Source organism: Nocardioides sp. (genome assembly GCF_047602075.1).
Classification (GTDB): domain Bacteria; phylum Actinomycetota; class Actinomycetes; order Propionibacteriales; family Nocardioidaceae; genus Nocardioides.
Genome location: NZ_JASGIF010000001.1, coordinates 2,186,832 through 2,211,980 on the forward strand (window position 1 = coordinate 2,186,832; position 25,149 = coordinate 2,211,980).

Below are 25,149 nucleotides of genomic sequence, written 5' to 3' on the forward strand. Positions count from 1 at the left end.
GATGCCGCCCGAGCATGCGATGGATGCGGAACAGCACGTCACTGTAGAGCCGGAAGTCCGCATCGGTGGCAGTGAGCGGCTGTCGAGGTGTGCGTGGGTTCTCCGGTTTCACCCGCGGCCCAGCTCGTCGGCGAGCTGGATCACTGGGGCGGGGTCGCCGCCGCCGGCGAGCCAGTCCACCGGACTGCGTTCTCCCAACGCCTCCTGCCCCGTCGTCATGAACTGCTCCACGTCGAGGGGTGCAGATCCGCCGGAAGAGCCTCGAGAACGCCACGGAGATGACTCAACGGCCCGCCATCATGGAACTGCCAGGCCGGGAAGATGTGCTCACGGTTGCGTCCCCGGCCGGCGGCATACAGATCACCCTGGCCGACGGCTCGTCGTACGTTCGCAGCAGCGGTGATGATGTCACCGGCTGCGGCCAGCGGGAGTCTACTGGTGTGTACGACACGCCTGGTGCGTCGTACACACCAGTAGACTCCCCACCCTCACAGGGAGCTGCGGAAGTGCTTGAGGCGCAGGCTGTTGCCGACCACGGAGACCGAGGAGAAGGCCATGGCGGCGCCGGCGAGCATCGGGTTCAGCAGACCGGCGGCCGCGATCGGGATGGCTGCGACGTTGTAGCCGAACGCCCAGATCAGGTTGCTCTTGATGACCGCGAGCGTACGGCGGGACAGCCTGATCGCGTCGCCGGCAACGCGAAGGTCGCCGCGGACCAGGGTGAGGTCGCTGGCCTCGATGGCCACGTCGGTGCCCGTCCCCATCGCGAGGCCGAGGTCGGCCTGTGCCAGCGCTGCGGCATCGTTGATGCCGTCGCCGACCATCGCGACGACCCGACCCTCGCTCTGTAGGCGCTTGATGACGTCTACCTTCTCGGCGGGCACGACCTCGGCGAAGACATCGGCGGCGTCGATGCCGACCTGCGCAGCGACGGTGCGGGCGACCCGACTGTTGTCGCCGGTGAGCAGGAGCGGACGCAGCCCGACCTCACGGAGCTCGGCGATCGCGGCAGCCGAGGTGTCCTTGACCCGATCCGCGACCACGAGCACTCCGCGTGCCTGTCCGTCCCACCCGACGGCGACCGCAGTCAGGCCGCGGTCCTGCGCCTGGTCGAGCCCCCGCTGAAGATCGGCCGGCAGGTGCTGGGACCACTCGGCGAGCAGCTGCGGTCGGCCGACCAGGACGGCGTGGCCGTCGACGATGCCCTGCACGCCGAGCCCCGGCACGTTGGTGAACTCCTCGACCTGGCCGAGCTCACCCTCCTGTCGGGCAGTGTCGGCGATGGCGCGCGCGATGGGGTGCTCGGAGGCATCCTCGAGTGCTCCGGCCAGCCGGAGCACCTCGCCCACATCCTCGCCCTCGGCGACGTGAGTCTCGGTCAGGGCCATCTCACCCGTGGTGACGGTCCCGGTCTTGTCCACGACGATGGTGTCGACCTTGCGGGTCTGCTCGAGCACCTCGGGGCCTTTGATCAGGATCCCGAGCTGGGCACCCCGACCGGTGCCGACCATGAGCGCCGTCGGGGTCGCCAACCCGAGGGCGCACGGGCAAGCGACGATGAGCACGGCCACCGCGGCGGTGAGGGCGGCGGCAGCGCCCACACCGCTGCCCAACCAGAACCCGAAGGTGCCGACCGCGATCGCGATCACCACCGGCACGAAGATCCCGGAGATCCGGTCCGCGAGCCGTTGGACCGACGCCTTCCCGGTCTGCGCGTCCTCCACGAGTCGCGCCATCTGGGCGAGCTGGGTGTCGGCCCCGACCCGTGTCGCACGCACGACGAGCCGGCCGCCGGCATTGACGGTGGCGCCGACCACGGCGTCCCCGACTCCCACGTCGACGGGGACGGACTCGCCGGTCAGCATGGACTCGTCGACCGCCGAGCTGCCCTCTTCGACGACGCCGTCGGTGGCGATCTTCTCGCCGGGGCGTACGACGAAACGGTCGCCCGCTGCCAGCTCGGTGATCGGGATGCGCCGCTCGGCACCGTCACGCAGCACGCTGACGTCGCGGGCACCCAGGTCGAGCAGGGCACGCAGCGCGGCGCCTGCGCTGCGCTTCGACCGGTGCTCGAGGTAGCGGCCCAACAAGATGAAGGTGATGACGCCGGCCGCGGCCTCGAAGTAGATGTTGGACGTGCCGCTGGTCCGCTCGAGCGTCAACCGGAACGGGTGCGTCATCCCCGGCATCCCGGCGTCGCCCCAGAACAGCGCATAGACCGACCAGCCGAAGGCGGCCGTGGTGCCGAGCGTCACCAAGGTGTCCATGGTGGCGGCACCGTGCTTGAGGTTGACCCAGGTGGCCTGGTGAAACGGCCATCCGCCCCACACCACGACGGGCGCGGCCAGGGTCAGGGACAGCCATTGCCAGTCGGCGAACTGCAGGGCGGGCACCATCGCCATCGCGATCACCGGGATGGAGAGCAGCGCGGAGACGATCAGCCGGGTGCGCAGGCTCTGCAGCGTCGCATCGGCCTCGCTGGCCGCTGCTTCTGTGGACTCGGACTCGGTGGAGACGGGCGGCGGAGCCGGCAGGCTTGCGCCGTACCCCGCAGACTCGACCGCCGCGACCAGGTCGCCGGTGGTGACGCCGTCACCGACGTGCACCTTGGCCTTCTCGGTGGCGTAGTTGACGGTGGCGGTGACGCCGTCGAGCTTGTTCAGCTTGCGCTCGATCCGGTTGGCGCAGGAGGCGCAGGTCATCCCCGTCAGCAACAGCTCGACGTCGGTCCCTGCCGGCGTGGCGGTGGCGCTGTCGACCGGGGCCGCGGTTGGGCCCTCGGTGGTCGCGCTCATGGGTTCCTCCTCGGTGCTGAAAGTCTGTGGTGGGTCCGTGGTCGTAGGTCGTCAGTGGGCGTGGTCCTCGGAGCCGTGGTCCCCACCCTCGTCTTCGCTGCCGCCACTCTGGTCCGTGACGTCACCCGACCCGGTGCCCGCGTCGAGGGTGAACGAGGCGGTGTGCACGACTCCGTCGACCTTGAAGTCGAGGAAGAGGTGGTAGCGACCGGCGCTAGGCGCTGTCGCGCTGAACTCGACGAGGGGGCCGGGTTCGGTGACGCCGTCGCCCGGCTCGCCGCCGGGGTGGACGTGGAGGTAGGCGAGGTCGCCCTCACGCAGTGCGACCAGGTGCCCGTAGGCACCCAGGTAGGGCTGCAGGTCGGTCACCGGCTCACCGTCCTTGGTGACCTCGAACTCCAGCATCACGTGCTCGCCCGCCGCCAACTCGCCGGTCACGGCGACGGTGTAGCCGTCGACGGTGGCGGTCCGCGACGGACCGGGAGGCGCCTGCCGGCCCGGGTCGCCCGCAACGAGCAGGTCGCTGCCGAGCGTGAGGCCCTCACCGCCATGCGGGACGAAGTCGGCGAACACCCGCCAGCTGCCGAGCGCCAGGTCCAGGTCCACCGACCAGGTGCCGGTGGCCACGTCGAGGCTGGGGTGCACGTGTTGGAAGCCGGCGAAGTCGCGGCGCACGGCGATCAGGTGCAACTGCTTCTCGTGCGCGACGTCGTACTCCGTGACAGGCTGGTCGTCGGGTCCGATGATGCGGAAGCTGACCTGCTGGGCGCCGGGATCACTGGTGCGGTCCGCCAGGGCCAGGGTGTAGCCACCCTGCGAGACCTGGAGGCCACCTGGCAGTTCTACGTTGCTGGTGGACATGGTGTCCTCCTGCTCGTCCGAGTGCGTGGAGTGCCCCGCCGGGGCGGCCTCGACGTCACCGAGGTCGGTGCGGTCGCCGAGGATCAGGCCGCCGGTCAACACGACCGCGAGCCCCGCGCCGTACGCCGCCAGCCGGGTCGGCGCGTTCATCGCAGCCGGTAGCCGGCCTCACGCACCGCAGCATCGACGGCCGCGCGCGAGACGGGCTGGTCGGAGTGGAAGGTCAGTGCGCCGGTGCCGAGGTCGACGGCGACGTCATGCACGCCCTCGATCTCGCTGACCTCCTCGGTCACCGAGGCGACACAGTGCGCGCAGGTCATGCCGGTCACGGTGTAGGTGGCGGACTCGGTCGTGCTGCTCATCAGTAGCTTCCTTCGATCTTGGCTGGTCTGGGTGGTCGACTGGAGGTACGGCGGTCAGCTGCGCACCAGCCGGGCGATCGCGTCGCTGGCCTCACGGAGCTTGGCCTCGCCGTCCGGCCCCCCGGAGCGGGCGGCGTCGAGCACGCAGTGCGCCATGTGCTCGTCGAGCAGTCCGAGCGCGACCGCTTGGAGTGCCTTGTTGGCGGCGGAGACCTGGGTCAGGATGTCGATGCAGTAGGCATCCTCCTCGACCATCCGCGCGATCCCCTTCACCTGGCCCTCGATGCGACGCAGGCGCTTGCGGTAGTCGTCCTTGCGCTCCGAATAGCCCCGCTGCACGTGGGTCGAGTCCTCGGTTGGGCTCATCGCTGTCCTCCTCGCCGGGTGAGATCGGATGATCCTGCAGTACCCCTCTGGGGTATCTGTCGCGATATTACCCCTACCCCCTAGGGGTATTCAAGTGGGAGTTCATCAATCCTGCTACCCCGCCCTCGCGGCGATGTGGATCGATCGTGGAGCGTCGGGCAGGCGCGAGACCGGTCAACTCGACGTGCGGCCTGATCATCGGCGCGGGGCGCAGCGGTTCACCGGCATCCCATGCTCGCCGAGCGGTCCGACGGGGACACCGGCGTTCGGCGTGCACGGTCGGTATAGGTGTCTACGCACCAGCAGACGGCCGGACCTACGGTCTGGTACCCCCAACCGGATTCGAACCGGCGCTACCGCCGTGAAAGTTCGATCGATGGGCAATGGGTACCCGTTGAGGAGCGATGAACGTGCTGGTCAGCGGAGGTTCTGACCGTTGACTACTGTCGGCCGAGCCGAGTGGTTCTCGGTCGTCCCGCGGCCCCAGTGCGGCCCAACATGAGGATGGCGTCTTCTCGCCACAACTTCGCGACCGAGTCAGATATGTAGGCACGCCAACCACGAAGCAACGCGGCCGGAGGTCAGCTCGACACCGGTCGTTGCTCGGACAACAGCGGACCGCGACCACAGCGTCTCCAACCTAGGCGGCCGGACGACCGACCGAGACAGGATTCGGACGACCGTCGTGCCTCTCAGGTGGGGTTGGTCTTGTGGATGCCGAGGGCGTCGAGGAGATCGAGCATGAGGTCCTCGGCCAACGGGTCGGCCTCCTGGGTGAATACCGCCGCGACAGCGGCGGCATCAGCCGACAGGCCGGCCTCGTGTGCCCAGGCCAGCGCCTTCGATGTGGCGTCGACTTGGTCGGGGAACTGCTCCTCCAGGTCGACGTACTCCCCTTCCTCAAGGTCCGGGCCCGCCTCGTCGGACTCGTCGCCGACCAGGCCGAACTCGTCCATGAAGATCTCGGCCGACTCCGGGCCTAAGAACACGTGCACCCTGCCCGACCGCTGGCCGAGCATGACCAGGTCCACGAAGTCGCTGTCGACCACGAACCCCCACAGTGCCGGCGCTCCGGTGACCTCGACCAGTTCGCTGAGCAGCACGTCACGCTCGGGCAACAGGTCCTCCCCGTTGAACACACCCAGCTGCCAGCCCGCGCCGTATGTCTGGTGTCCCCAGTCCGGCGCGATGTCCCGAGCGATCATCGGTGCCAGGTCCGCCATGTCCTGGCCCGCACGGCACACCACCATCGAACCGAAGAACCCCATCCCAGCCTGCCTAGTCCGTCGTCTCGGATCGACTGGCGACCGAGAAGCTCCCCCGAGGCCAGCATCGCCCCGATCATCTCCCTGTCCTCCAGGCAGAGGTTCATGGAGAAGAGATCGATGTCGTTGGGCACCTCGACCAGCAGCCGGGGATCATCGCCCAATGCGGCCAACCCGCGGGCCAGGTCCTCGAAGCTCTCGGTGAACTCTGCGAGCTTCTCCTCGCCATCGAACTCCCAGATGTTCCCCGATGAATCGAGGAAGTGACGGCGATCGTGGTCGAGCCCGTCGATGAAATTGCTCGCCAACTCCATCATCGGATCCTTGCCCCGAACCGCCCGGTAGACCTCCGGGAACAAGAGGCCGAACTGGATCTGGAATGACACCTCGCTTGCCCGCCAACGGCTCGCGCCGAAAAAGTCCACGAATGCCGACCGCGAGCCGCCCCACTCCCGCCGATACACCGTCCTCCGCCCCTCCCGGACGAACCCATGAGCCTCCAGAATCGGTCCACCATGCTCGACCACAAAGGCCCGCCACCGATTAGGACCCACCACCAACTCCTCGCTGCGACTGCCATCGGGGACGCATCGGTTGTCCATTTCGCGTCGTCAAGAGGCTAATAGTTGCACGCCTAGTTTGCCGGGCACGCCATCCCGAATGAGAGGGTGCACGCCCCGAAGCCGGCCACTCCGACGCCCGCGATCACGGCTCCCGTCGCAACCCACTTGCCGGCGGTCACGAGCCCTTCCGGCGGGGCTGGAAGGTTGATGGTCGGGAACTGCGCACGGACCCCAGGAGGTGCGGGGGCGAAGACCGGAGGCGAGCCGGGGGGCTGGGCGGTCACCGGCACCCGGAGGGGGACCTCGCGCGGCACCTCGTCTGGGACCTCCACCGGCTTCCTAACGGCCCTCGGAACCTCGTACGGAACACTCTTGGGTCGGGTGGCTCTGGTGTAGATCACCTGACCATTCCCATAGCCCCAGAAGGACGTCGGAGCCCGAGGGCCAATACCCGAGACGGCCCAAGGGCCTCCGATGGCCCAACCGAGCAGCGCCTCTCTTGCCATCCTTGCCTCGACCAACTTCTCTCCGTACGCTTCCGCCTCACCGGTCGCCCTGTACGCCCGGCCGAGCGACTTGACCTCCCACACCCAGGCGACGCTCTTGTCTGGGGAGATGTAGACGATGTCCGCCAGACCGTAGTTGCCCGAGCCGTTCTTCGCGGCCCCCGGGATGCGCCTTTCTCGATATAGGCCGCTGGGGTCTCGTCCATCCGCAACGAGTTGTGCCCTGATCATGAAGTAAGCAGTGTGATGTCTCGGGACTTCGGTGACAGTTCTGCATCAGGACATCGGTGACGGTTTGTGTGTCAGGACTTCGGTGACGTTTCGGGGTCGGCGGGCTGGGGTTCGCCGAAGTCGGGGTTGTGTAGTCGTCCGTTGCCGACGTAGGTCACGCCTGGTGCTGCTGTGGTGTGTTCGATGAGGATCTCGCCTTGCAGGTCGGCGATGGTGATGTTGTCGCCGTCGGTGATGACGAGGACGTGCTCGTAGCGGCGGCGTCCGGCGACTTTGTAGGAGACCTTGTTCAGAGTGAGGGTGCCGTTGCAGGTCAGTTGTCTGACCTGGGTGTCGGCTGGCAGGTCAGTGGGGATCGGAGCAGGCTTCGGCCGAGGCGTAGGTGTGAAGAGCCGGGGCGTGGGCCGTGGTGGCTCAGCCTTCGCGGTCGCCCGCCACGCGGCCAGTGGCGTGACCCGCCCGGGCAGCCCCTGGTGAGGGCGCTGGGTGTTGTAGATGTGGTCGAACGCGTCGACCTGTGCTTGGAGCTCGGCGAGGCTGTCGGCCAGCGGCTGCTTGTCGAGCCAGCGGAACAGGGTCTGGTGGAACCGCTCGTTCTTGCCCTGGGTGGTCGGCTTGTAGGGCTTGCCTGTGATCGGCTCGGTGCCCAGCTCTTTCGCGCGCAGGACCAGTCGGCCCAGGACCCCGCGCCGGGTCGGGTTGAGCGCGACGCCGTTGTCGGACAGCAGCCGCTGGGGCACGCCATGGGCGGCGACGGCCTTGTCGAACACCGAGACCGCCGCGTCGGCGGTCTCGCCCCATGCGACGTGGGAGGCGACGGCGTAGCGGGAGTGGTCGTCGATGAGCTGGAAGATCACGCACTTGCGGCCACCGGTCAGGACGTACTCGGTGGCGTCGAGCTGCCAGCACGCGTTCGGCGCGGGATAGACGAACCGCCGCCACGACGCACGGGGCCGCTTCTTCGGCTCCAGACGCGCGACGCCCTTCTCGCGGAAGATCCGCGCCAGCGACGCAACCGACGGCACCGGGCTCATGCCCAACGCGAGCATCTTGTCGTGCACCGAGATCGGGCCATGGTCCAGGCCCGATGACTCCAACGCCGCCCGCACCCCCAACGCCTGGTCCTTGACGTCATCGGCGATCTTGGTCGGACTCGCGTGCGGTCGACGCGACTTCGGCTCCAACGCCGCGGCTTGGCCGTCCTGCTCTGCCCGGGCGCGGATCGCGTAGAAGGTCTTGCGGCTGATGCCACCGAGGTCGACGTCTCTCTGCTCGGACAGAAGCTCCTCGAGCGCGGTGCGCCAAATGCGCAGCCGTGCAGGGGAGTCTCCGTACATCTGCCAAGTGCTGCGGGGACTCTTCGTGTGAAGGTCGCCGCCGTCGGCGCACCGTCGCTCGAGTTGCTCGGCCACCTCCCCGCGGAGATCGTGGCTCGGCACCTCAAAGGCCCCCTTGTTCGGTGGCTCGCTGTGGACCTGCCGGTGCAGCGGCGCGCTGGTTCGTGCTGCGGGACTGCTTTCGCAACTCCTCGTACTCGTCCTCGGTCAATAGCCCATCCATGAAGGCATCACGCACCTGGTCCCAGGCACCAGGGGTGTACCCGTCGCCTGAGTGCGGAGCCACCTGCCCTTCCTCGATGCCATTGAGGCGACCCAGGAGCGTGCCACGTGAGATAAGTCCGGCCCGGTACCTGAGAATCAACTCACGCGGCGCGACGCGCACCCAGTCTGTGCCCGCGTTCTTCGCCCGCCGGAGCATCCGATGGACCTCTGTCTGCGAGACGCCCAGCAGCCTCCCGATCTCTCGTTGGGTGCGACCATCGCGTTCGGCGTTCAGAGCGGCACGGATCTGTTCAATTTCCACGAGTTCGCGAAGCGCCCGGGTGGCACTTAGACGCGCTTCAGAGTCCCCAGACTGCAGGCCGACAAGCACCTCGCAGGCGTCATCATCTGCTACGAGGCTCTCCAAGCGGTCCGAAGACGTGCTCCGACCCACAGAGCTAGCCCACGCTCCCGTCGGCCGCGCGAACGACATCAGGACCACCGTCAACGGAACATCCGCCGCCTCGCCCATCTTCATCTCCGAGAGACACCAGAGAACCTTCTCTCCGTAGTCCGCTCTCTTTGAGGCCTGACTCCTGCTCTCGGTGCTCTCGGCAATGTCCTTCATGGTCATATCCTACTCGTTTGATTCAAATTGCATCAAGGGTCGCTAGACCACCAGGCACCCACCCGACCTGGTTCCGGTCCACGGCGGCATGACCGAGCCGACCGACCCGCACATTGGTCAATACGCCCGGTAGATGCTGGGGCACCAGCGCAGGCGACCTCGGGAGCGAAGAAGCCCCGTCTTCGGCGTGACTGGCGATCGTCGCTTTGATCCGGCGGCCAAGGACGGCGCTGATCAAGATGTTGGCGACGACCGGCCCGCGGTGATCCACAATCAGCAGGTCTTGCGTCGGGACTGAAGTCTTCGACTATCTCGTCGATGGTCACCTTCAGCAGGGCGTCGACCTGCACCGAGCCACCTCCAACCCTGCCGCGTCAGCGGCCCGGCCGGGTGGGCCTTGACCAGAATGAAGTACCGACCATGTGCCCGTGCCGGTCCCCGCGCGCAAGCTAGTCCACAGCCTCGTGACAGACCATAGGGCGAGCGTCGTCGATCGAGCGACCACACACAGATTTTCAGCTCGGAACGGGCGCCCCCTCAAGGGGGCCTGGCTAGTCCGTCGACTGCGTTTCAGACTCCGCAGGATCACTCGTGGGGACTTGCGCGAGCAGTTCCTGGACCTTTGTGAAATCCGGGATCGCCCAGTCAGAGAATTGAGTCACCGACACTGGCTCTCCGGGTGCTGGTGATAGGCCGAATCTGTCGTCTCCGGGGCCGCAGATCTGGGTCAGTTCATCGCCGGAGAAGCTAAAGAGTCCTGAGTAGCCGAGCGAGGTGAAGTAGCTTCCTTGAGCGCCGTCATCGCCGATCAGCGCCGCGTAACTGCCGGGAAGCAAGCCTTGCTTTCCTAATGCCGGCATGCGGAGCCTAGATACGTCCCCCTTGGTCAGTTCACCCGCAATAAGCTGAACATCGCGAACGGGCGGGAAGTAGAGTGGCGACTCGTCCGCGTTGTCCGAAGCCTCCTCAATCACGAAGGAGACCAGAGCAACGCTTTGTCCGCCCAGGACAAGATCATCCACCTCAGGTTGTTCATCGATGCCAAAACAGGTGGGCAGCGGCGATCCCTGCACCGTGGGACTGGCATCGCCGGGCACGGACGAAGTATCACTGAGCGGATCGCCAGAAGGCTGCCTCCCGGCGCACCCGCATAGGCTAAGGGTTACAGCTGCGAAGGTAGCTGCGGCGATAACCGCACTTCTCGGAACTAACATCCTGATTAGTTCCATAAGTCATCTCCATTAGAGTAGCATTGAGGAGGATTGATGTTCCCGCTCTTACCCGTTACGACCTGATTGTGTCCAGGGGACTTGACGGCGTATTGGCATAGTCCGTTTCTGTCGGAGCTGATCAGAGCCCGCCCGTGAGTGGCTCCTTCGAATACGCCGCTCGAGTTCTTGAACTGTATCGATGGAGAGTATTCAACGGTCGGGAAAGGCAGACCACTAGGAATGTTGCCCACATATACGATTTCCGATATGGCGCCAGCATTCTTCTTTTGGAACGAGGTGTTGGTGAAGTTCGAGAAGTGTAAGGTTGGCCCAACCTTCTTTCCCTCAAGCTTCCACTTCCAGAGAGTGTCAGTTGAACTGTAACTTCGATCCAGTGTGAAGTAGTGGTCCCCGGAATAGTTGCAGTTGCGAATGTTGTAAAGGTCAGAGAAGAGGCTATGCCCGCCGTAGAGAGCCGTCTCGAATGTAGCGAAGCCAGTAGAACACTTATCTGAGCCCCAGCCATTATCCGAGTCAACCACGCCAGCCTGAAAGAACGTTCCATCCGGGAATGTAACGCCCGGCCAATACGCTCGGGCGTGGTCACCGTAGATGAAGTGCCCGGGTTCGCCGACCTTGCTACGCATCCCGTATGTGTAGTCGGCGCCGGAGGCAACCGCGCCAACCTGTACCCCCACCGCAGGCTGCGCCCAAAGGCAACCAATCATGCCGAGTGCAACGCCCAGCGCCACCACACGGAGCCGCGCCTCAGCACCGACCCACCTTCCACCGACGGAAAGACCCGCACGCATGTATCGACGCTACGCCGACGAAAGGCTGACAGCAATAGCACAGGTGCCTCACATCACGTGACTGGCCCCGAAATGCCGGACCTGTCCAAGACGACAAAGCATCAGGCCGACCGGCTCCACTGGCTCGCCAACATCTACGACAACGGCGCCGCCTACGAAACATGGGACCGACTCGTCTTCACCCTCACCGACCCGGGGGTTCCTGACCGATCAAACCGTCCTCAACGGGCACGGCGCGCTGGTCATGCTTGAGACACCGAATTCTCCTCGGCGAGACGACATACCGCGTGACCCGCCACCTCGCTCACCAATACCTGACCCCCACGCTCGCGCCAGGGCCGAACCCCCAGGGCCCCGGAAAGGTCGGCTGGCGGGGCTGTGACCTGGGGAAACGTGTGGGTGAGACCGGCGTGGCGGCTGTGACGGATGGGGCCGGCGGGACTGGGATGGGAGTTCTCACACAACCGTCCGGACCAGAGAGCCCCACCCGTCGATGCCATCTTCCCCAATGGCCGGCGCGAACATCGATGAACGCGCCGATCTGCTCACCGCTCTTGCCCGTGTGCCCGACCCGCGTGACCCTCGCGGAGTCAGGTTCCCCCTGGCCGGGATGCTCGCCGTCGCAGTGTGCGCGGTGGTCGCGGGCGCGAAGTCGTTCGCCGCGATCGGCGAGTTCGCTGCCGACCTCGACACCGGCCAACTCGCCCGGTTCGGTATGGATGCGGCACCGGTGGAGTCGACGTTACGCAAGCTCTTTGCTCGCCTGGACGCGGCCGCACTCGATGCTGCCCTGGCGCTCTACGCCTGGTGCCGAGTCCGTCACAGCACTGGTCGTCGGGTGATCGCGATCGACGGCAAGACCGTGCGTGGCGCGAGGTCGGCAGCGACCTCGGCGCCTCATCTGATCGCAGCGCTCGACCATGCCACCGGTGTCGTGGTGGGCCAACATCAGGTCGAAGCGAAGTCCAACGAGATCCCGGCCGTGCGCGACTTGCTCGCTGCCTTCACGCCCTCTGACCTGCGCGGATGCGTGATCACCCTTGACGCGATGCACACTCAAGACGACACCGCGAAGGTCATCCTCGACGCGGGCGCGGACTACGTCTTCACGGTCAAGGCGAACCGTCCCAAGCTCCTGGCAGCGTTGAAGAAGCTGCCCTGGAACAAGGTCCCGGCCGGCGCCCGCTCGACCGACCGTGGTCACGGACGGCGCGCGACCCGGACCATCAAGGTCATCGACGCACCGACACTGCCAGGCTGGCCCGAGTTCACCGGCGTCTCTCAAGTCGCTCAACTCCGGCGCACCGTGACCAAGGCAGGGAAGAAGAGCGTCGAGGTCGTCTACCTGATCACTTCCGCCCACGCTCGCGATGCCGCGCCCGCTCTCCTGGCCGCCTGGGTCCAAGGCCACTGGGCCATCGAGAACAAGCTCCACTGGGTCCGCGACGTGACCTACGACGAAGACCGCTCCCAGGTCCGCACCGGCGTCCTTCCCCGCGTCATGGCCACGCTGCGCAACACCGCGCTCAACCTGCTGCGCCTGACCGGGTACGACGACATCGCCGCCGCGACCAGACATCACTCACGCGACCCAGAACGAGCCCTCACATGCACCCTGACCTGCTGAGATACGACCTTTCCGGGGCCCTGCGTAGGCGACGAGGAAGCTCTTTAGCTCATCAAGTACCGCCCGTGTAACCATCAGACCGCGACGAGACCGCCCAGGATGGTGTCGATGCGATCCGCCTGGGCGCGGATTTCGTCGACTGCAGACATCACCTCATCCATTGATGACGCAACGGTCACACCCGGACGACCAACGAACGACCGCCCCCATTCTGTGGAGTCGACAACTAGATCAGTGAGGATCACCGGTCGCCCGTGCTCAACCGCCATCCGCGCCTGTGCGCGCGCGCCGCTGTACTCGCCGGCCTCGACGACAATCGTGGCCAACCCGTACCCAGACATCGTGGCGTTCCGCATCAAGAAGTTGTGTTTTTGGGGTGGCGCGTCCGGCCAAAACTGCGATAGCAGAAGACCCTTGGAGGCGATCTCGTCGTGCAGTGCCCTGTTCTCGGCCGGGTACTGCCGTCGGATGCCAGTCGCGATGAGCGCGACCGTCCGCCCCTGCGCCTCAAGTGCCGCGGTATGTGCCGCTGTGTCGATGCCAGCCGCGAGACCGGCGATCACCGAGAGTTTTCGCTGAACCAGGGCCTGGGCGATGTTCCGAGCCATTCCCAGTCCGCGCTGAGACGCTTTGCGGGATCCAACGACGGACACCGCCGGATCCTCATCACGGAGCTCACCAGCCGCAAACAAGAAAGGCGGGGCCTGATGAATCTCACGGACCGAAGCCGGGTAACAGCCATCTAGGATCGTGCAGAACCTCAACCCGTCGTTCACCCACTCCTTTGCTTGAGCCAGCCCCTCGGCACGCGCTGCCTTCTGGTTCGCAGACACGAACAACTCGGTCGGATCTAGTTCGTCGAGCACCTCCTCGACGCTGCCGCGCTCAAGCACCATCGCCGTCAACTCAGTCCAAGATCGGTTGCCCGGCCTCATCCTGAGCAAGGTGACTAGAGCCGCCTGTTCCTCAAGACTCGACCGATGCGTCGAGACCCACCCGCTCATAGGGACCGACCCTCCCAAGATGCTGCGCACATACGCTCGAGCATCACATACACCCTCGACACCCGCGCTCGTTCACCTCAGCATGCCATAGCGTTCGGCCCCCAGCCCGACAGCTCTCCCATGCTCCGCTCAGGAAGGAAAGCCCCCATCCGACCGAGCCGGGGTATTGCAGACCCCCCGCCACTCCAGCGATGGGCCCCTACTCCCACCTCTGCGATACCGCTGCGAGTCTCGCTGTTGCCGCGGACGCTGACGTCAAGGCCGCTCAGGCAGGTGCCGGCCCGAGTCTCAGCCACGGCGACGCTCGACACTTGCCGTCACCCAGACCCACTCCCAGCACTCCCAGCGAAGTCGGCGCCGACACTGGAAGCGGCCCGGGAAGCAACTCGCAAACGCCGCGAGAACCCCGTAGTCGAGAGTAGACGTTGATCGTCTTGCGGCCCACATGCGGCCCAAGCCCTTCCAGAGGCTCTTCCGGTCAGCGAAGTTGAGCGCCCTCGGAACTGTGTCTCCGCAGGTCAGAGGGGTCTTCGGTGTTTGGTACCCCCAACCGGATTCGAACCGGCGCTACCGCCGTGAAAGGGCGGGGTCCTAGGCCGCTAGACGATGGGGGCCTCACCCGGAGCGTCGTCGTACGGCGTCTGCGGGCGCCGGACCAGCATAGGGGCGGCGCGGACGACCGGCCAAAATGCTCGCCTGTGCCGATTCAGCACGGCTCGGTCGGCTCGGGTATGGTGACTCCGCCCGGGCCGACCAGCCCGGCCCGGCCAGGTAGCTCAGTTGGTACGAGCGTCCGACTGAAAATCGGAAGGTCGGCGGTTCGACCCCGCCCCTGGCCACCATCGGAGAGCCATCTCCCGCGAGGCTGTAGCGTCTGCTGCGGTCTTCTTGCGTCTGCCGCGGTCTTGTGGTGGCAAAGTGCCCCGTATACCGGGTCCCAACCCACTACAGCACCGCGGGAGATGGGTCGCGGGCACCGCGGCACCGCGGGAGATGGGTCGCGGGCACCGCGGCAGACGGGGTCAGCGGTTGAGCCGGCGGAACGTTCCCTTGTTGTGGGAGTACAGCTTGGGGAACTCGCCGAACATCCGGTCGTAGACGTCCCGGTGGGCGGAGTTCGGCGTGAAGACGCCGTCCATCGGCACCAGGCCGTGCACCTCGGCGGGGTCGATCTCACCGATCGCCATGCCGAGGAAGAGGCCACAGCCGCGCAGGCCACCGACCAACGGGTCGGCGACGCGCTGGAAGGTGCGGTCGCAGACATCGGCCATGATCTGACACCAGAGGTCCAGCTGGGCGCCGCCGCCGATCAGGCGAATGGGGTCGAGGCGGCGGCCGGTGAACTTCTCGGCGGCGCCGAGCAGCCACCGGAGGTTCATGGCCACCCCCTCCAGGACGGCTCGGGTCAGGTCCGCCCGGGTCGCCTCCAGCGACAGGTTCTGGAAGCCGCCCCGCGCGAGCCGGTCGTCGATCGGGCTCCGCTCGCCGGTGAGCCACGGCGTGAAGATGACACCGCCGGCCCCAGGTGTGCTGGTCGCGGCCTCCGCCGCCAGGTCGTCGTACGACGTCTCCGGGGCGACCGCGCCGCGGAACCACTCCAGGCAGCGACCGGCGTTGTCCTGGTTGTCGGCCACCAGATAGTGACCATCGCCGATGCCGGGGACGGCCGCCATCTGGCGGACGATGTCGGTCTTCTTCTTCGGCACCGGGCAGCTCACCCAGGCCGAGGTCCCCAGCGAGACATGTGGGGAGAACAGCTCGATCGCGCCCGCTGCGACGCAGGCGTTCTGCAGATCCGGAGCACCGGTCACGACCTGCGCGTCCGGTGATATGCCGATCTCGGCTGCCACCTCGGGCAGCACGGTCCCGACGATGGAGCCGCTGCGCACCAGGGGTGGGAGCCGGTCGGCGTTCACACCCGCCAGCCCGACCAGCACGGGGTCGTAGGCGAGCTGGCGGAGGTCACGGTTGTCGGTCAGCCACGCAGCGGTCATCGACATCGGGGACGCGGCGGCCACGCCGGTGAACCGCATGGTGAGGTAGTCGACGGGCTCGAGATACCACCGCGCGCGGGCCGTCACCTCAGGTCGGTCGCGCTCGAGATGGAGCATGTGTGCGATCGGGTCGGCTCCGGCCGGGTTGGGCACGCCACCGGAGCGGCGCAGCCAGATGGCCAGCACCTTGGGGGCATACCCCGCGATCGGTCCGCCGAACCGCTCCGAGGAGTGCTCCCCACCCCGGGTGTCGCTCCACATCAGGCACTCGCCGACCGGCAGCCCGCGCTCGTCGACCGGGACCGTGCTGGCCCACTGACCGGTGACCGAGACACCCACCACTGTCGACCCGTCAACCCCACCCTCGGTGACCCCGCGCCGAGCGGCAGCCACGACCAGGTCCCACCACGCGTTGGCGTCCTGGGTGGCGGCACCGTGGACGGCGTCGCCACGTTCGTACCACCACCACACCGGCGATCCGGTGACCGTGACGTAGCCGACCTTGGGGCCACCACTGCCCAGGTCGATCGCGAGGACGAGCCCGCCGGTTGTGGCCTCCGCGTCGGATCCACCCGGCACGGCCTGGTTCACGGTGCCTCCGTCAACACCGGCGGCAGCCCTTGGAAGTTGTCCATCATCGCGTCCATGAAGGAGCAGATGAACTCCTCGACATCACTGGTGAGGCCGCCGGCGACCCCGCCGTAGATCGCGGCTGACTCGGCCGTGATCCCCTCCGCCGAGCGCTCCTTGGCGTAGGCGACCGCCTCGGCGAGGTCCTTCGCGAAGTCGTCGACCACACCCGGCTGGGTCTGCGGTCGAGTGACCGCCATATGGATCGCGTTGGGGTACTGCTGGCCATTGAAGCGCCAGCCGCGCGGGCGCATGAAGTCGGCGACGTGGTAGATGTCGAACGCGTCGGAGGTGAAGGAGAAGCAGAACGTCGGGCTGCCCATGATGCGCAGGTCCGGATGGCTGCGGACCGTGGCCATCATGGCCTCGGCGGTGGCGAAGATCGCTCGGGCATACTCCCGATAGCCCGCTCGACCCAGCTGCACCATCGATGCCCAGGTCGAGGCGAGCAGGCCGCCGGAGCGGGACCCCTCCATCCCGGGCGACATGTACTTGCCGCCCGACCAACCCACGATGTGGAAGTACTGCGCGTTGCGCAGTGCCTTGTCACCGAAGACCAGCACCGAGGTGCCCTTGAAGGCGTAGCCGTACTTGTGGGTGTCGGCCGAGATGGTCGTCACGCCGGGCACCCGGAAGTCGAACGGAGGTACGTCGTAGCCGAGCTCCTCGCCGAACGGCAGGATGAAGCCACCCAGGCACCCGTCGACGTGCAGGCCGATCCCATGCTCGAGCGCCAGTGCACCCAACTCCGCGATCGGGTCGATGGTCCCGTAGGGATAGTTGCCGGCCGAGCCGATCAGGGCGATGGTGTTCTCGTCGATCGCCTCGGCCATCGCCTCCGGCCGCACGGTCGTGGTCTCCGGGTCGACCGGGACGGTCCGCAGCTCGACGCCGAACAGGTGGCAGGCCTTGTCGAACGCCGGGTGCGCCGTCTCGGGTTTGACCACATTGGGCGAGGTGATCCCTCGGGTCGCTCGCGCATGGTCGCGGTAGGCGAGGACCGCGTGCAAGATGCTGGCGGTGCCGCCGGCGGTGACCATCCCCGCCGGCTCACTGTCGCTCACCTGGTCGGCATGCATCAGGTCCAGCACCATCGCGATGATCTCGCCCTCGAACCGCGTCGCGGACGGGCACAGGTCACGCTGCAGTGCATTGACGTGAGCGTACTTCGCGAAGGCCTCGGTGAGGAAGCCGTAGTGCTCGTGGTCGCCGCAGTACATCGTCCCGGAGACGCGACCGGTCTCCCAGAAGGCGTCCTCCTCCTCGGCCATCGCGGTCAGCTCGGCGAGGATCTCCGCCCTCGGTCGGCCGTGCTCGGGAAGCACACGGTTGACCGGATAGCGGTCGGCGTACGGATAGTCGGTCACAGGGTCTCCCTCCGGGCTCTGCGACCAAACTCTCACACCACCGGGGAAGGGGAGTACGCCGGTCAGCGCCGACACGCGGTGCCCGCCCGGCTGTCGAGAATGGAGGCGGCCTTGCCGCTCTCGCGGATCGGGTCCCGGTGCGGCCCCCATATACCGCACCGGACCCGAATCAACGTTCCCGAGTGCGTCAGCTGGAGCCGACTACCTGCCGAGCAGGTGTCACCACTCTGCCACGTTTAACCCACGATCCGAGCAGTCCCACGCCCGGTCTGGACAACTATCCGATCACGAACTGTCGACCTGCGTCACAGCCGTCTCCCGAGTCCCAACTGCGAGCCTTCCGCGCGCGGCGCGGAAGCCTCCGGGCGGGAGTCATGACGACCGGGCGTGGCGACACAAACCACCCGAGCGCAGTAGCCGCTCGGGTGTCCGAGCGGGGTGACCGCTCGGGTGCGGATCCAGGTCCGTTGCCGACGGACGGCTCAGCCGTCCGGACAGTGCGCCAGGTCAGAGGTGGCACCTCTTAGTCGCGACGAGGCTCGGCGTAGTCCGACCAGTCGTCGTGCTGGTCGGTCTCGGCCTGATCGCCGTCGTCGGTGTTGCCATGCAGCTCGCGCGCGAGCGCCCCGAAGTCCGTCTCGTAAGTGCGGTACTTCAGGTCGCGGGCGACCTTCGTCTGCTTAGCCTTTGCACGGCCGCGCCCCATAGGGTCGACCCCCTCGCACTTGGCCGGGTTTCCGTCGCCATGCGAGGTCCCCGGTCTGATTGGTCAGTTTCTCGTGGGGACAACGCTACCTGCTCGGTGGGTGTTCCCGCACGCCGCGCCCCGATTTTGGGTTCGCCATCTGCGTGAAAATCCGCTGAGCGGCTGGCGACGGGCTCTCAACCTGCCGAGACAGTCCCTCGCCGGCTACCAACTGGGGTGCTGACCGACCAGGCTCACCCGGCCACCGTTGGTGGCGGTTGCCTGGGTGACCTCACCGGCGATCCAGGAGGCGACTCCGCGGTCGGCGAGCAGGTCGACGGCGGCGTCGGCGTCGGTGGGGGCGACCAGCGCGACCATGCCGACCCCACAGTTGAGGGTCTGCTCGAGGTCGGGCTGGGGCACCGAGCCCACCTGGCGGACCAGGTCGAAGATCGGCTGTGGGGTCCAGGTGTTGCGGTCGATGGTGACGGCGACCTCGGCTGGGAGGACCCGCTCGAGGTTGGCCGCCAGGCCGCCGCCGGTGACATGGGACATCGCGTGGGTCTCGGTCTGGTCGGCCAGCGCCAGGCAGGCCTTGGCGTAGACGCGGGTCGGCGTGAGCAGCTCCTCGCCGAGGGTGCGGCCGAGCTCGGCGATTTCGCGGTCGAGCGACCAGCCGGCGCCCGCCTCGGAGAGCAGCACGTGCCGGACCAGGGAGAAGCCGTTGGAGTGCAGGCCGCTGGCCTCCATCGCGAGTACGACGTCGCCCGGCCGCACTCTGGCCGGGCCGAGGAGCCGGTCCGCCTCGACGACGCCGGTGGTCGACCCTGCGACGTCGTACTCCTCCGGCCCGAGCAGGCCAGGATGCTCCGCAGTCTCGCCGCCGATCAGCGCGCAGCCCGCCTCCACGCAGGCCTCGGCGATGCCCTGCACGATCGCGGCGATCCGCTCGGGCACGACGCGGCCGGTGGCGATGTAGTCGGTCAGGAAGAGCGGCTCGGCGCCACAGACGACGAGGTCGTCGACGAGCATGCCGACCAGGTCGTAGCCGATGGTGTCGTGCTTGTCGAGGGCCTGCGCGATGGCGACCTTGGTGCCGACGCCGTCGGCCGAGGTCGCGAGCAGCGGCCGGTCGAAGGCCTTCAGTGCCGAGGCGTCGAAGAGACCGGCGAAGCCGCCGATGCCGCCGACCATCTCGGGGCGGCGAGCCTTCTCGACCCACTCCTTCATCAGCTCGACGGCGCGGTCACCGGCCTCGATGGAGACACCGGCAGCGGCGTACGCGTTGTCGGATGAGGTCACGGTGACTCCTCGGGCGTTCGGCCGGTCGGTGGCGGGGTCAGGGATTGTTCAAGATGGGCAGCGCCTCGGTGGTCAGCGACTGCTCCAACAGGTGCTTGCCGAGGCGGGAATCGTCGGGCAGCGGGATCGGGTAGCGGCCGGTGAAGCAGGCGTCGCACAGCTGGCTCGCCGGCTGGCCGGTCGACTCGATCATCCCCGCCAAGGAGATGTAGCCGAGGGAGTCGGCGCCGATGCTGGCGCGGATCTCCTCGATGTCCAGGCCGTTGGCGATCAGCTCGGCGCGGGTGGCGAAGTCGATGCCGTAGAAGCACGGCCACTTCACCGGCGGCGAGGAGATCCGCACGTGCACCTCGGCAGCGCCGGCCTCGCGGAGCATCCGCACCTGGGCGCGCTGGGTGTTGCCGCGCACGATCGAGTCGTCGACCACGACCAGCCGCTTGCCGCGGATCATGTGCTCGAGGGCGTTGAGCTTGAGCCGGATGCCGAGCTGGCGCAGGGTCTGGCTGGGCTGGATGAAGGTGCGGCCGACGTAGGAGTTCTTGACGAAGCCCTGGCCGAAGGGGATGCCGCTCTCCTCGGCGTAGCCGGTGGCAGCCGGGGTGCCCGACTCCGGCACCGGCATGACCAGGTCGGCGTCGATGGGGAACTCCCGGGCCAGTCGACGGCCCATCTCGACGCGCGCCTCGTGGACGTTGCGACGGGCGATGGTGGCATCGGGGCGGGCGAGGTAGACGTACTCGAACACGCAGCCCTTGGGGTCGGGATCCGCGAACCGGTGCGAGCGCAGCCCGTCCTCGTTGATCACGATCAGCTCGCCCGGCTCGACCTCGCGGACCACGCTCGCGCCGACCGTCACCAACGCCGCGTCCTCGCTGGCGACGACCCAGCCGCGCTCCAGCCGGCCGAGCACCAGCGGCCTGATGCCTTGCGGATCGCGGGCGGCGTAGAGAGTGTGCTCGTTCATCCAGACGAACGAGTAGGCGCCCTTGAGCTGGGGCAACAGCTCGGTCGCGCGCTCCTCGACGGTCTGGCCGATGTGGTGCGCGAGCAGCGAGGTGACGACCGCGGTGTCGTTGGTGGTCTCGTTGGGGAGCTTGACGTGCAGGTCGAGCTCGCCCTCGGTCTCGCCGAGGTCCTCCACCATCTGGGCGAGCTCGGTGGTGTTGATCAGGTTGCCGTTGTGGGCCAGCGCCAGCGAGCCGTCCAGGGTCGGGTGGAAGGTCGGCTGGGCGTTGTGCCAGGTCGACGCACCCGTCGTCGAGTAGCGCGCATGCCCGATCGCCAGGTGCCCCTTGAGCGACTCGAGGGTGGTCTCGTCGAAGACCTGCGAGACCAGGCCCATGTCCTTGTAGACCAGGATCTGGCGGCCGTTGCTCACCGCGATCCCGGCGGACTCCTGGCCGCGGTGCTGGAGCGCGTAGAGGCCGAAGTAGGTCAGCTTGGCGACGTCCTCGCCCGGCGCCCAGACCCCGAAGACTCCGCAAGCATCCTGCGGGCCCTGGTCGAGTGGGTCGAGAGCTGCGGTCAGCCGCCCGTCGCCGCCACGGCGGCCTGGGGTGCGGGGGTTCGCCACTCGCCCGAGTGTACGGCGTGCGCGGCCGGGCGCCCGCATCCACACGAGCGTGGCACGCGCCTAGCGCGGACGCCGGCTCAGACGTCCGGGCCGAGCCCCTGCAGCAGCAGCGCGTGGGCGAGGATCACCCGCTCGAACTCGGGCAGGTGCAGACCCTCGTTGGCTCCGTGGGCGCGGGTGTCGGGATCCTCCACCCCGGTGACCAGGACGCTCGCACCCGGGAAGGTGTCGACGAACTCCGCGATGAACGGGATCGAGCCGCCCACCCCCATGTCGATCGGGGCAGTGCCCTCCCAGGCCTCGGTGAAGGCCGCGCGCGCGACGTCGTACGCCGGGCCGGTGGCGTCGATCTCGGTCGCCTCACCGGTGTCGACGGTGGTGACCGTGAGCTGCGCGCCCCAGGGGACGTGCGCCTCGAGGTGCGCGGTGAGGCGGGCGAGCGCGTTGGCGGTGGTGTCGCCGGGCGCGACACGGAGGCTGATCTTGGCTCGCGCGACGGCGGTGAGCGTGTTGGAGGCGCCCGCGACCTTGGGGGCGTCGATCCCGGTGACGGTGATCGACGGCTTGGTCCAGAGTCGCTCGACCGCGGAGCCGTCGCCGATCCAGTGCGTGCCGGGGAGGGCGCCGGACTCCGCGCGCAGCCGCTCCTCGGGGTAGACGACGTCAGCGGCCGGTCCGGCGACGAGGCCCTCGACCGCGACGTTGCCCGCGTCGTCGTGCAGGCTGGCAAGGAGTCGGTTGAGCGCCATCAGCGCGTCGGGCACCAGGCCGCCCCACATTCCGGAGTGGACGGCGTGGCGCAGCGTGCGCACCTCGACGTCGACCCGCACCAGCCCACGCAGAGAGGTGGTCAGCGCCGGGACCCCGATGTCCCAGTTGCCCGAGTCGGCGATCACGATGACGTCGGCCTGGAGCAGGTCCCGGTGTTCGCGCAGGAAGGCGGGCAGGCTGTCCGAGCCAACCTCCTCCTCGCCCTCGACGAAGACCGTGACCCCGACCGGGAGCTCGTCGCCGAGCATTCGGAGTGCACCCAGGTGGGTGACGATGCCGGCCTTGTCGTCGGCCGCCCCGCGACCGTAGAGCCGGTCACCGCGCTCGGTCGGCTCGAAGGGCGGCGAGTCCCAGTCGGCGTGGTCGCCCTCGGGCTGGACGTCGTGGTGGGCGTAGAGCAGAACGGTCCTGGCCCCGGGCGGTGCCGGCTTGCGCGCGACCACCGCCGGCGCCCCGTTGTCGACCGACAGCACCTGCGCATCGAACCCCTCCGCCTCGAACAGCGCCCGGACCGCCTCCGCGCTCCGCTGCACCTCACCGGCTCGCTCCGGGTCCGCGCTCACCGACTCGATCCGGACCAGGGCGTCCAGGTCACGGCGTACGCCCGGAAGCACCTCGGCCAGGCGGGCTCGCAGGTCGTCAGTGGTCATCTGCTCTCCTTCGATCTCGGGGGCCGGCCCCGTCGGGTCGCGCCCGGGCCTGGTGGTCGTGCGGGCTGTCGCTTTCACAAGGTAGGTGGTCGAAGCGTCACACACCTCATGAAGGCTTCGTCGGCCGGCACCACGACACGTCCGAAAGATTGTCCGACAATATTTGCCGTACGCCGATCCGAGGTGCGACGATGGCCGACATGGCCCAGACCCTCTCCTCCGCCGTCGTCTCCGACCGCGACACGCACACCCATGTCGAGCTCACCGAGACCTACGCGGCGCACAACTACCACCCGCTCCGGGTCGTGCTGGCGCAGGGCGACGGCGCCTGGGTGACCGACGTCGAGGGCAACCGCTACCTCGACTGTCTGGCCGGCTACTCGGCGCTGAACTTCGGCCACGGGCACCCGCGACTGGTCGCGCGGGCGCACGAGCAGCTGGACCGGCTTACGCTCACCAGCCGCGCGTTCTACAACGACCAGCTGGGGCCGTTCTCTCGCGATCTGGCCGAGCTCACCGGCAAGGAGATGGTCCTGCCGATGAACTCCGGCGCGGAGGCCGTCGAGACCGCGATCAAGGTCAGCCGCAAGTGGGGCTACTTGGTCAAGGGTGTGCCGGAGAACCAGGCCAACATCGTCGCGATGGAGGGCAACTTCCACGGCCGCACCACGACCATCGTGAGCTTCTCCACCGACTCCGACGCGACAACCGGCTACGCGCCGTACACCCCCGGCTTCCGGCTGGTGCCCTACGGCGACTTCGTCGCCCTCGAGGCGGCCATCGACGACTCGACCGTGGCCGTGCTGCTCGAGCCGATCCAGGGCGAGGCCGGCGTGGTCATCCCACCCGACGGCTTCCTGCCCGAGGTCCGCGCACTGTGCAACCGCAAGCAGGTGCTGATGGTCGCCGACGAGATCCAGTCCGGGCTGGCCCGGACCGGGCGGACGTTCGCCTGCGACCACGCGGACGTCGTGCCCGACATCTACATCCTCGGCAAGGCGCTCGGCGGCGGCCTCTACCCGGTGTCGGCGATCGCCGCGAACGGTGACGTGCTCGAAGTCATCACGCCGGGCACGCACGGCTCCACCTTCGGCGGCAACCCGCTCGCGGCCGCCATCGGTCGCGAGGTCGTCGCGATGTTGAGCGAGGGCGAGTTCCAGAAGCGCGCCGAGGTGTTGGGGGCCTATCTCGCCGACGGCCTGCAGGCACTGGTCGGCCAGGGGATCGACGCGGTCCGCTGCCGCGGCCTGTGGGCAGGCATCGACATCTCCCCCGAGCTGACCACCGGCCGCCACTTCTGCGAGCAGCTCGTCGACCACCAGGTGCTGGCCAAGGAGGCTCACGGCCAGACCGTGCGGCTGGCGCCGCCGCTGGTGGCCACCGAGGAGGATCTCGACGTCCTGCTGGCCGGCTTCCGCGCCATCGTCGCCGTCGGCTGAGGTTTCGCGGCGCGGCGTCGTCAGCGCAGGGGAAGGTACGGCGCCAGGTCGGCCCGCTCCCCGCTGGCCTGAACCAGCCCCGCCTCCTCGGCGGCGGTCCAGGTGAGGTCACCGAGGGCCAGCGCGATCCAGGTCTCGGCGTCGAGCTCGACCACCGCTGGCGGCGTACCCCTGGTGTGCCGCACGCCCGGCACGACCTGCGCCGCGGCGTACGGCGGCACCCGCACCTCCACCGACTTCCCCGGCGCCACCGCCGCCAACAGGGCCAGGAAGTGCTTGGTGAGCAGTCTCAACTCGGCCGACGTGACCTCCCCCGCCGCCCTCGCGGCCAGCGCACTCGCCACCGCCTCCGGATCGGCTGGACGGAGTGGCGCGGGCACGTGGTCACGGTAGCGGCCCATCCCCGTCGAGGGCGCCGCCGAGTTCCGAGGCCGCCGGCGACCAGGCTGGTTCAGCAGACGTCGGGCAGATCGGTGAAGGAGACGAAGACCCGATCTGCGTTGTCTTGTTTGATGGTGAGCAGCGAGATCTGTAGAACCTCGTCGGAGTCGCAGACGTCGGCCAGATATGCGACGTACTGCCCCTTGTTCCCTCGCGCGTCGGCGGAACTCCGCCGCAACCGTGTTCCGGGAGGCGCCGATGAGCCACCCCTGGGGGTTGCCGCGCTCGGGCCGATAGGAATGCGCGGAGTCGATCACCGCCAAGAAGATGTCGGCTATCAGATCCGCGGCGAGGTGTGGGTCGGACACGCGCCGAGCAACGAACCGGCGGACGACCGGGAGGTACTCCCGGTAGAACCCTTCGAATGCCTCCGGATCGTTCGCGATCCGGAGAATCTCGTTCTTCTCTGTCTCCCGCATAACTCCTACTTGGCCGGAAGCCATCGCAGCGTTACGCCCGCCGCTCACGTCGGCGTCTATCGGACCCCCGCTGGTCCCGCCCATAGTCAGCTCATCCCAACGACAC

Annotated in this window: 21 protein-coding genes, 2 tRNA genes and 2 pseudogenes; 3 read left to right on the forward strand and 22 right to left on the reverse strand. The window is 67.8% G+C overall.

Going from position 1 to position 25,149, the window contains the following annotated elements; genetic code table 11:
- Positions 1-488: 488 nt before the first annotated feature.
- From QM714_RS11050 to QM714_RS11100, 11 genes and pseudogenes are all read right to left on the reverse strand, one after another.
- Positions 489-2,795, reverse strand: a complete 2,307-nt coding sequence (locus tag QM714_RS11050) for a heavy metal translocating P-type ATPase (protein ID WP_415100385.1) — start codon at positions 2,793-2,795, stop codon at positions 489-491.
- 51 nt (positions 2,796-2,846) lie between these two features.
- Positions 2,847-3,806 carry a hypothetical protein gene (locus QM714_RS11055; RefSeq protein WP_415100387.1) on the reverse strand — a complete coding sequence of 320 codons (960 nt, stop codon included), beginning with the start codon at positions 3,804-3,806 and terminating at the stop codon, positions 2,847-2,849.
- Entirely contained in the window at positions 3,803-4,018 is a 216-nt protein-coding gene (locus QM714_RS11060) for a heavy-metal-associated domain-containing protein (protein WP_415100389.1), read from the reverse strand. Before QM714_RS11060 ends, QM714_RS11055 begins: the two co-directional genes overlap by 4 nt.
- A 54-nt stretch (positions 4,019-4,072) precedes the next feature.
- Positions 4,073-4,384 (reverse strand): metal-sensitive transcriptional regulator, encoded by a 312-nt coding sequence (locus QM714_RS11065; RefSeq protein WP_415100391.1) that lies wholly within the window; start codon positions 4,382-4,384, stop codon positions 4,073-4,075.
- A 692-nt stretch (positions 4,385-5,076) separates the two neighbouring features.
- A complete protein-coding gene (locus QM714_RS11070) occupies positions 5,077-5,589 on the reverse strand; it encodes a hypothetical protein (protein ID WP_415100393.1) in 513 nt (170 codons plus the stop codon).
- Positions 5,586-6,035, reverse strand: a complete 450-nt coding sequence (locus QM714_RS11075) for a hypothetical protein (protein WP_415100395.1) — start codon at positions 6,033-6,035, stop codon at positions 5,586-5,588. Before QM714_RS11075 ends, QM714_RS11070 begins: the two co-directional genes overlap by 4 nt.
- Before the next feature lie 248 nt (positions 6,036-6,283).
- Entirely contained in the window at positions 6,284-6,949 is a 666-nt protein-coding gene (locus QM714_RS11080; protein ID WP_415100397.1) for a hypothetical protein, read from the reverse strand.
- A 45-nt stretch (positions 6,950-6,994) separates the two neighbouring features.
- A pseudogene (locus tag QM714_RS11085) lies at positions 6,995-8,256 on the reverse strand (integrase core domain-containing protein).
- 133 nt (positions 8,257-8,389) lie between these two features.
- Positions 8,390-9,118 (reverse strand): hypothetical protein, encoded by a 729-nt coding sequence (locus QM714_RS11090; RefSeq protein WP_415100399.1) that lies wholly within the window; start codon positions 9,116-9,118, stop codon positions 8,390-8,392.
- A 551-nt stretch (positions 9,119-9,669) separates the two neighbouring features.
- Positions 9,670-10,215: a hypothetical protein gene (locus tag QM714_RS11095; protein WP_415100400.1), complete on the reverse strand. Its 546-nt coding sequence runs from the start codon at positions 10,213-10,215 to the stop codon at positions 9,670-9,672.
- A gap of 122 nt (positions 10,216-10,337) precedes the next feature.
- Positions 10,338-11,141 carry a hypothetical protein gene (locus QM714_RS11100; RefSeq protein WP_415100402.1) on the reverse strand — a complete coding sequence of 268 codons (804 nt, stop codon included), beginning with the start codon at positions 11,139-11,141 and terminating at the stop codon, positions 10,338-10,340.
- 508 nt (positions 11,142-11,649) lie between these two features.
- Here QM714_RS11100 and QM714_RS11105 point away from each other — a divergent pair.
- Complete coding sequence (locus QM714_RS11105) at positions 11,650-12,768, forward strand: ISAs1 family transposase (protein ID WP_415098348.1); 1,119 nt, start codon at positions 11,650-11,652, stop codon at positions 12,766-12,768.
- A gap of 74 nt (positions 12,769-12,842) precedes the next feature.
- Here the strand turns inward: QM714_RS11105 and QM714_RS11110 are convergent, their stop codons facing one another.
- Together QM714_RS11110 and QM714_RS11115 are read right to left on the reverse strand one after the other, a co-directional pair.
- The gene (locus QM714_RS11110) at positions 12,843-13,664 is read right to left on the reverse strand and encodes a DNA-processing protein DprA (protein WP_415101066.1); all 822 of its coding nucleotides are present in this window, start codon (positions 13,662-13,664) and stop codon (positions 12,843-12,845) included.
- Positions 13,665-14,310: 646 nt separating this feature from the next.
- A tRNA-Glu gene (locus QM714_RS11115) sits at positions 14,311-14,386 on the reverse strand.
- 151 nt (positions 14,387-14,537) lie between these two features.
- Here QM714_RS11115 and QM714_RS11120 point away from each other — a divergent pair.
- Positions 14,538-14,614 (forward strand) — tRNA-Phe (locus tag QM714_RS11120).
- Between the two features lie 180 nt (positions 14,615-14,794).
- Here QM714_RS11120 and QM714_RS11125 read toward each other — a convergent pair.
- The 6 genes from QM714_RS11125 to QM714_RS11150 form a co-directional block, all read right to left on the reverse strand.
- The gene (locus QM714_RS11125; protein ID WP_415100404.1) at positions 14,795-16,357 is read right to left on the reverse strand and encodes a xylulokinase; all 1,563 of its coding nucleotides are present in this window, start codon (positions 16,355-16,357) and stop codon (positions 14,795-14,797) included.
- The gene (locus tag QM714_RS11130; RefSeq protein WP_415100406.1) at positions 16,354-17,763 is read right to left on the reverse strand and encodes a pyridoxal phosphate-dependent decarboxylase family protein; all 1,410 of its coding nucleotides are present in this window, start codon (positions 17,761-17,763) and stop codon (positions 16,354-16,356) included. The genes QM714_RS11125 and QM714_RS11130 overlap by 4 nt, the downstream gene beginning before the upstream one ends.
- 523 nt (positions 17,764-18,286) lie before the next feature.
- Positions 18,287-18,469, reverse strand: coding sequence for a DUF3073 domain-containing protein (locus tag QM714_RS11135; protein WP_415100408.1), 183 nt, complete (start codon positions 18,467-18,469; stop codon positions 18,287-18,289).
- A gap of 204 nt (positions 18,470-18,673) precedes the next feature.
- The gene (gene purM / locus QM714_RS11140) at positions 18,674-19,750 is read right to left on the reverse strand and encodes a phosphoribosylformylglycinamidine cyclo-ligase (protein WP_415100410.1); all 1,077 of its coding nucleotides are present in this window, start codon (positions 19,748-19,750) and stop codon (positions 18,674-18,676) included.
- A gap of 37 nt (positions 19,751-19,787) precedes the next feature.
- Complete coding sequence (purF, locus tag QM714_RS11145; RefSeq protein WP_415100412.1) at positions 19,788-21,323, reverse strand: amidophosphoribosyltransferase; 1,536 nt, start codon at positions 21,321-21,323, stop codon at positions 19,788-19,790.
- Positions 21,324-21,400: 77 nt separating this feature from the next.
- A complete protein-coding gene (locus QM714_RS11150) occupies positions 21,401-22,744 on the reverse strand; it encodes a dipeptidase (protein WP_415100414.1) in 1,344 nt (447 codons plus the stop codon).
- Between the two features lie 200 nt (positions 22,745-22,944).
- Here QM714_RS11150 and rocD point away from each other — a divergent pair, with 200 nt between their 5' ends.
- Positions 22,945-24,183, forward strand: coding sequence for an ornithine--oxo-acid transaminase (gene rocD / locus QM714_RS11155; RefSeq protein WP_415101068.1), 1,239 nt, complete (start codon positions 22,945-22,947; stop codon positions 24,181-24,183).
- Positions 24,184-24,203: 20 nt separating this feature from the next.
- Here rocD and QM714_RS11160 read toward each other — a convergent pair whose 3' ends face one another.
- The 3 genes and pseudogenes from QM714_RS11160 to QM714_RS11170 form a co-directional block, all read right to left on the reverse strand.
- Positions 24,204-24,563, reverse strand: coding sequence for a sterol carrier family protein (locus tag QM714_RS11160; RefSeq protein ID WP_415101070.1), 360 nt, complete (start codon positions 24,561-24,563; stop codon positions 24,204-24,206).
- 71 nt (positions 24,564-24,634) lie between these two features.
- Complete coding sequence (locus QM714_RS11165) at positions 24,635-24,802, reverse strand: hypothetical protein (RefSeq protein WP_415101096.1); 168 nt, start codon at positions 24,800-24,802, stop codon at positions 24,635-24,637.
- Between the two features lie 31 nt (positions 24,803-24,833).
- Positions 24,834-25,127, reverse strand: a pseudogene (locus tag QM714_RS11170) (sigma factor); the annotation flags it as partial.
- Positions 25,128-25,149 lie beyond the last annotated feature (22 nt).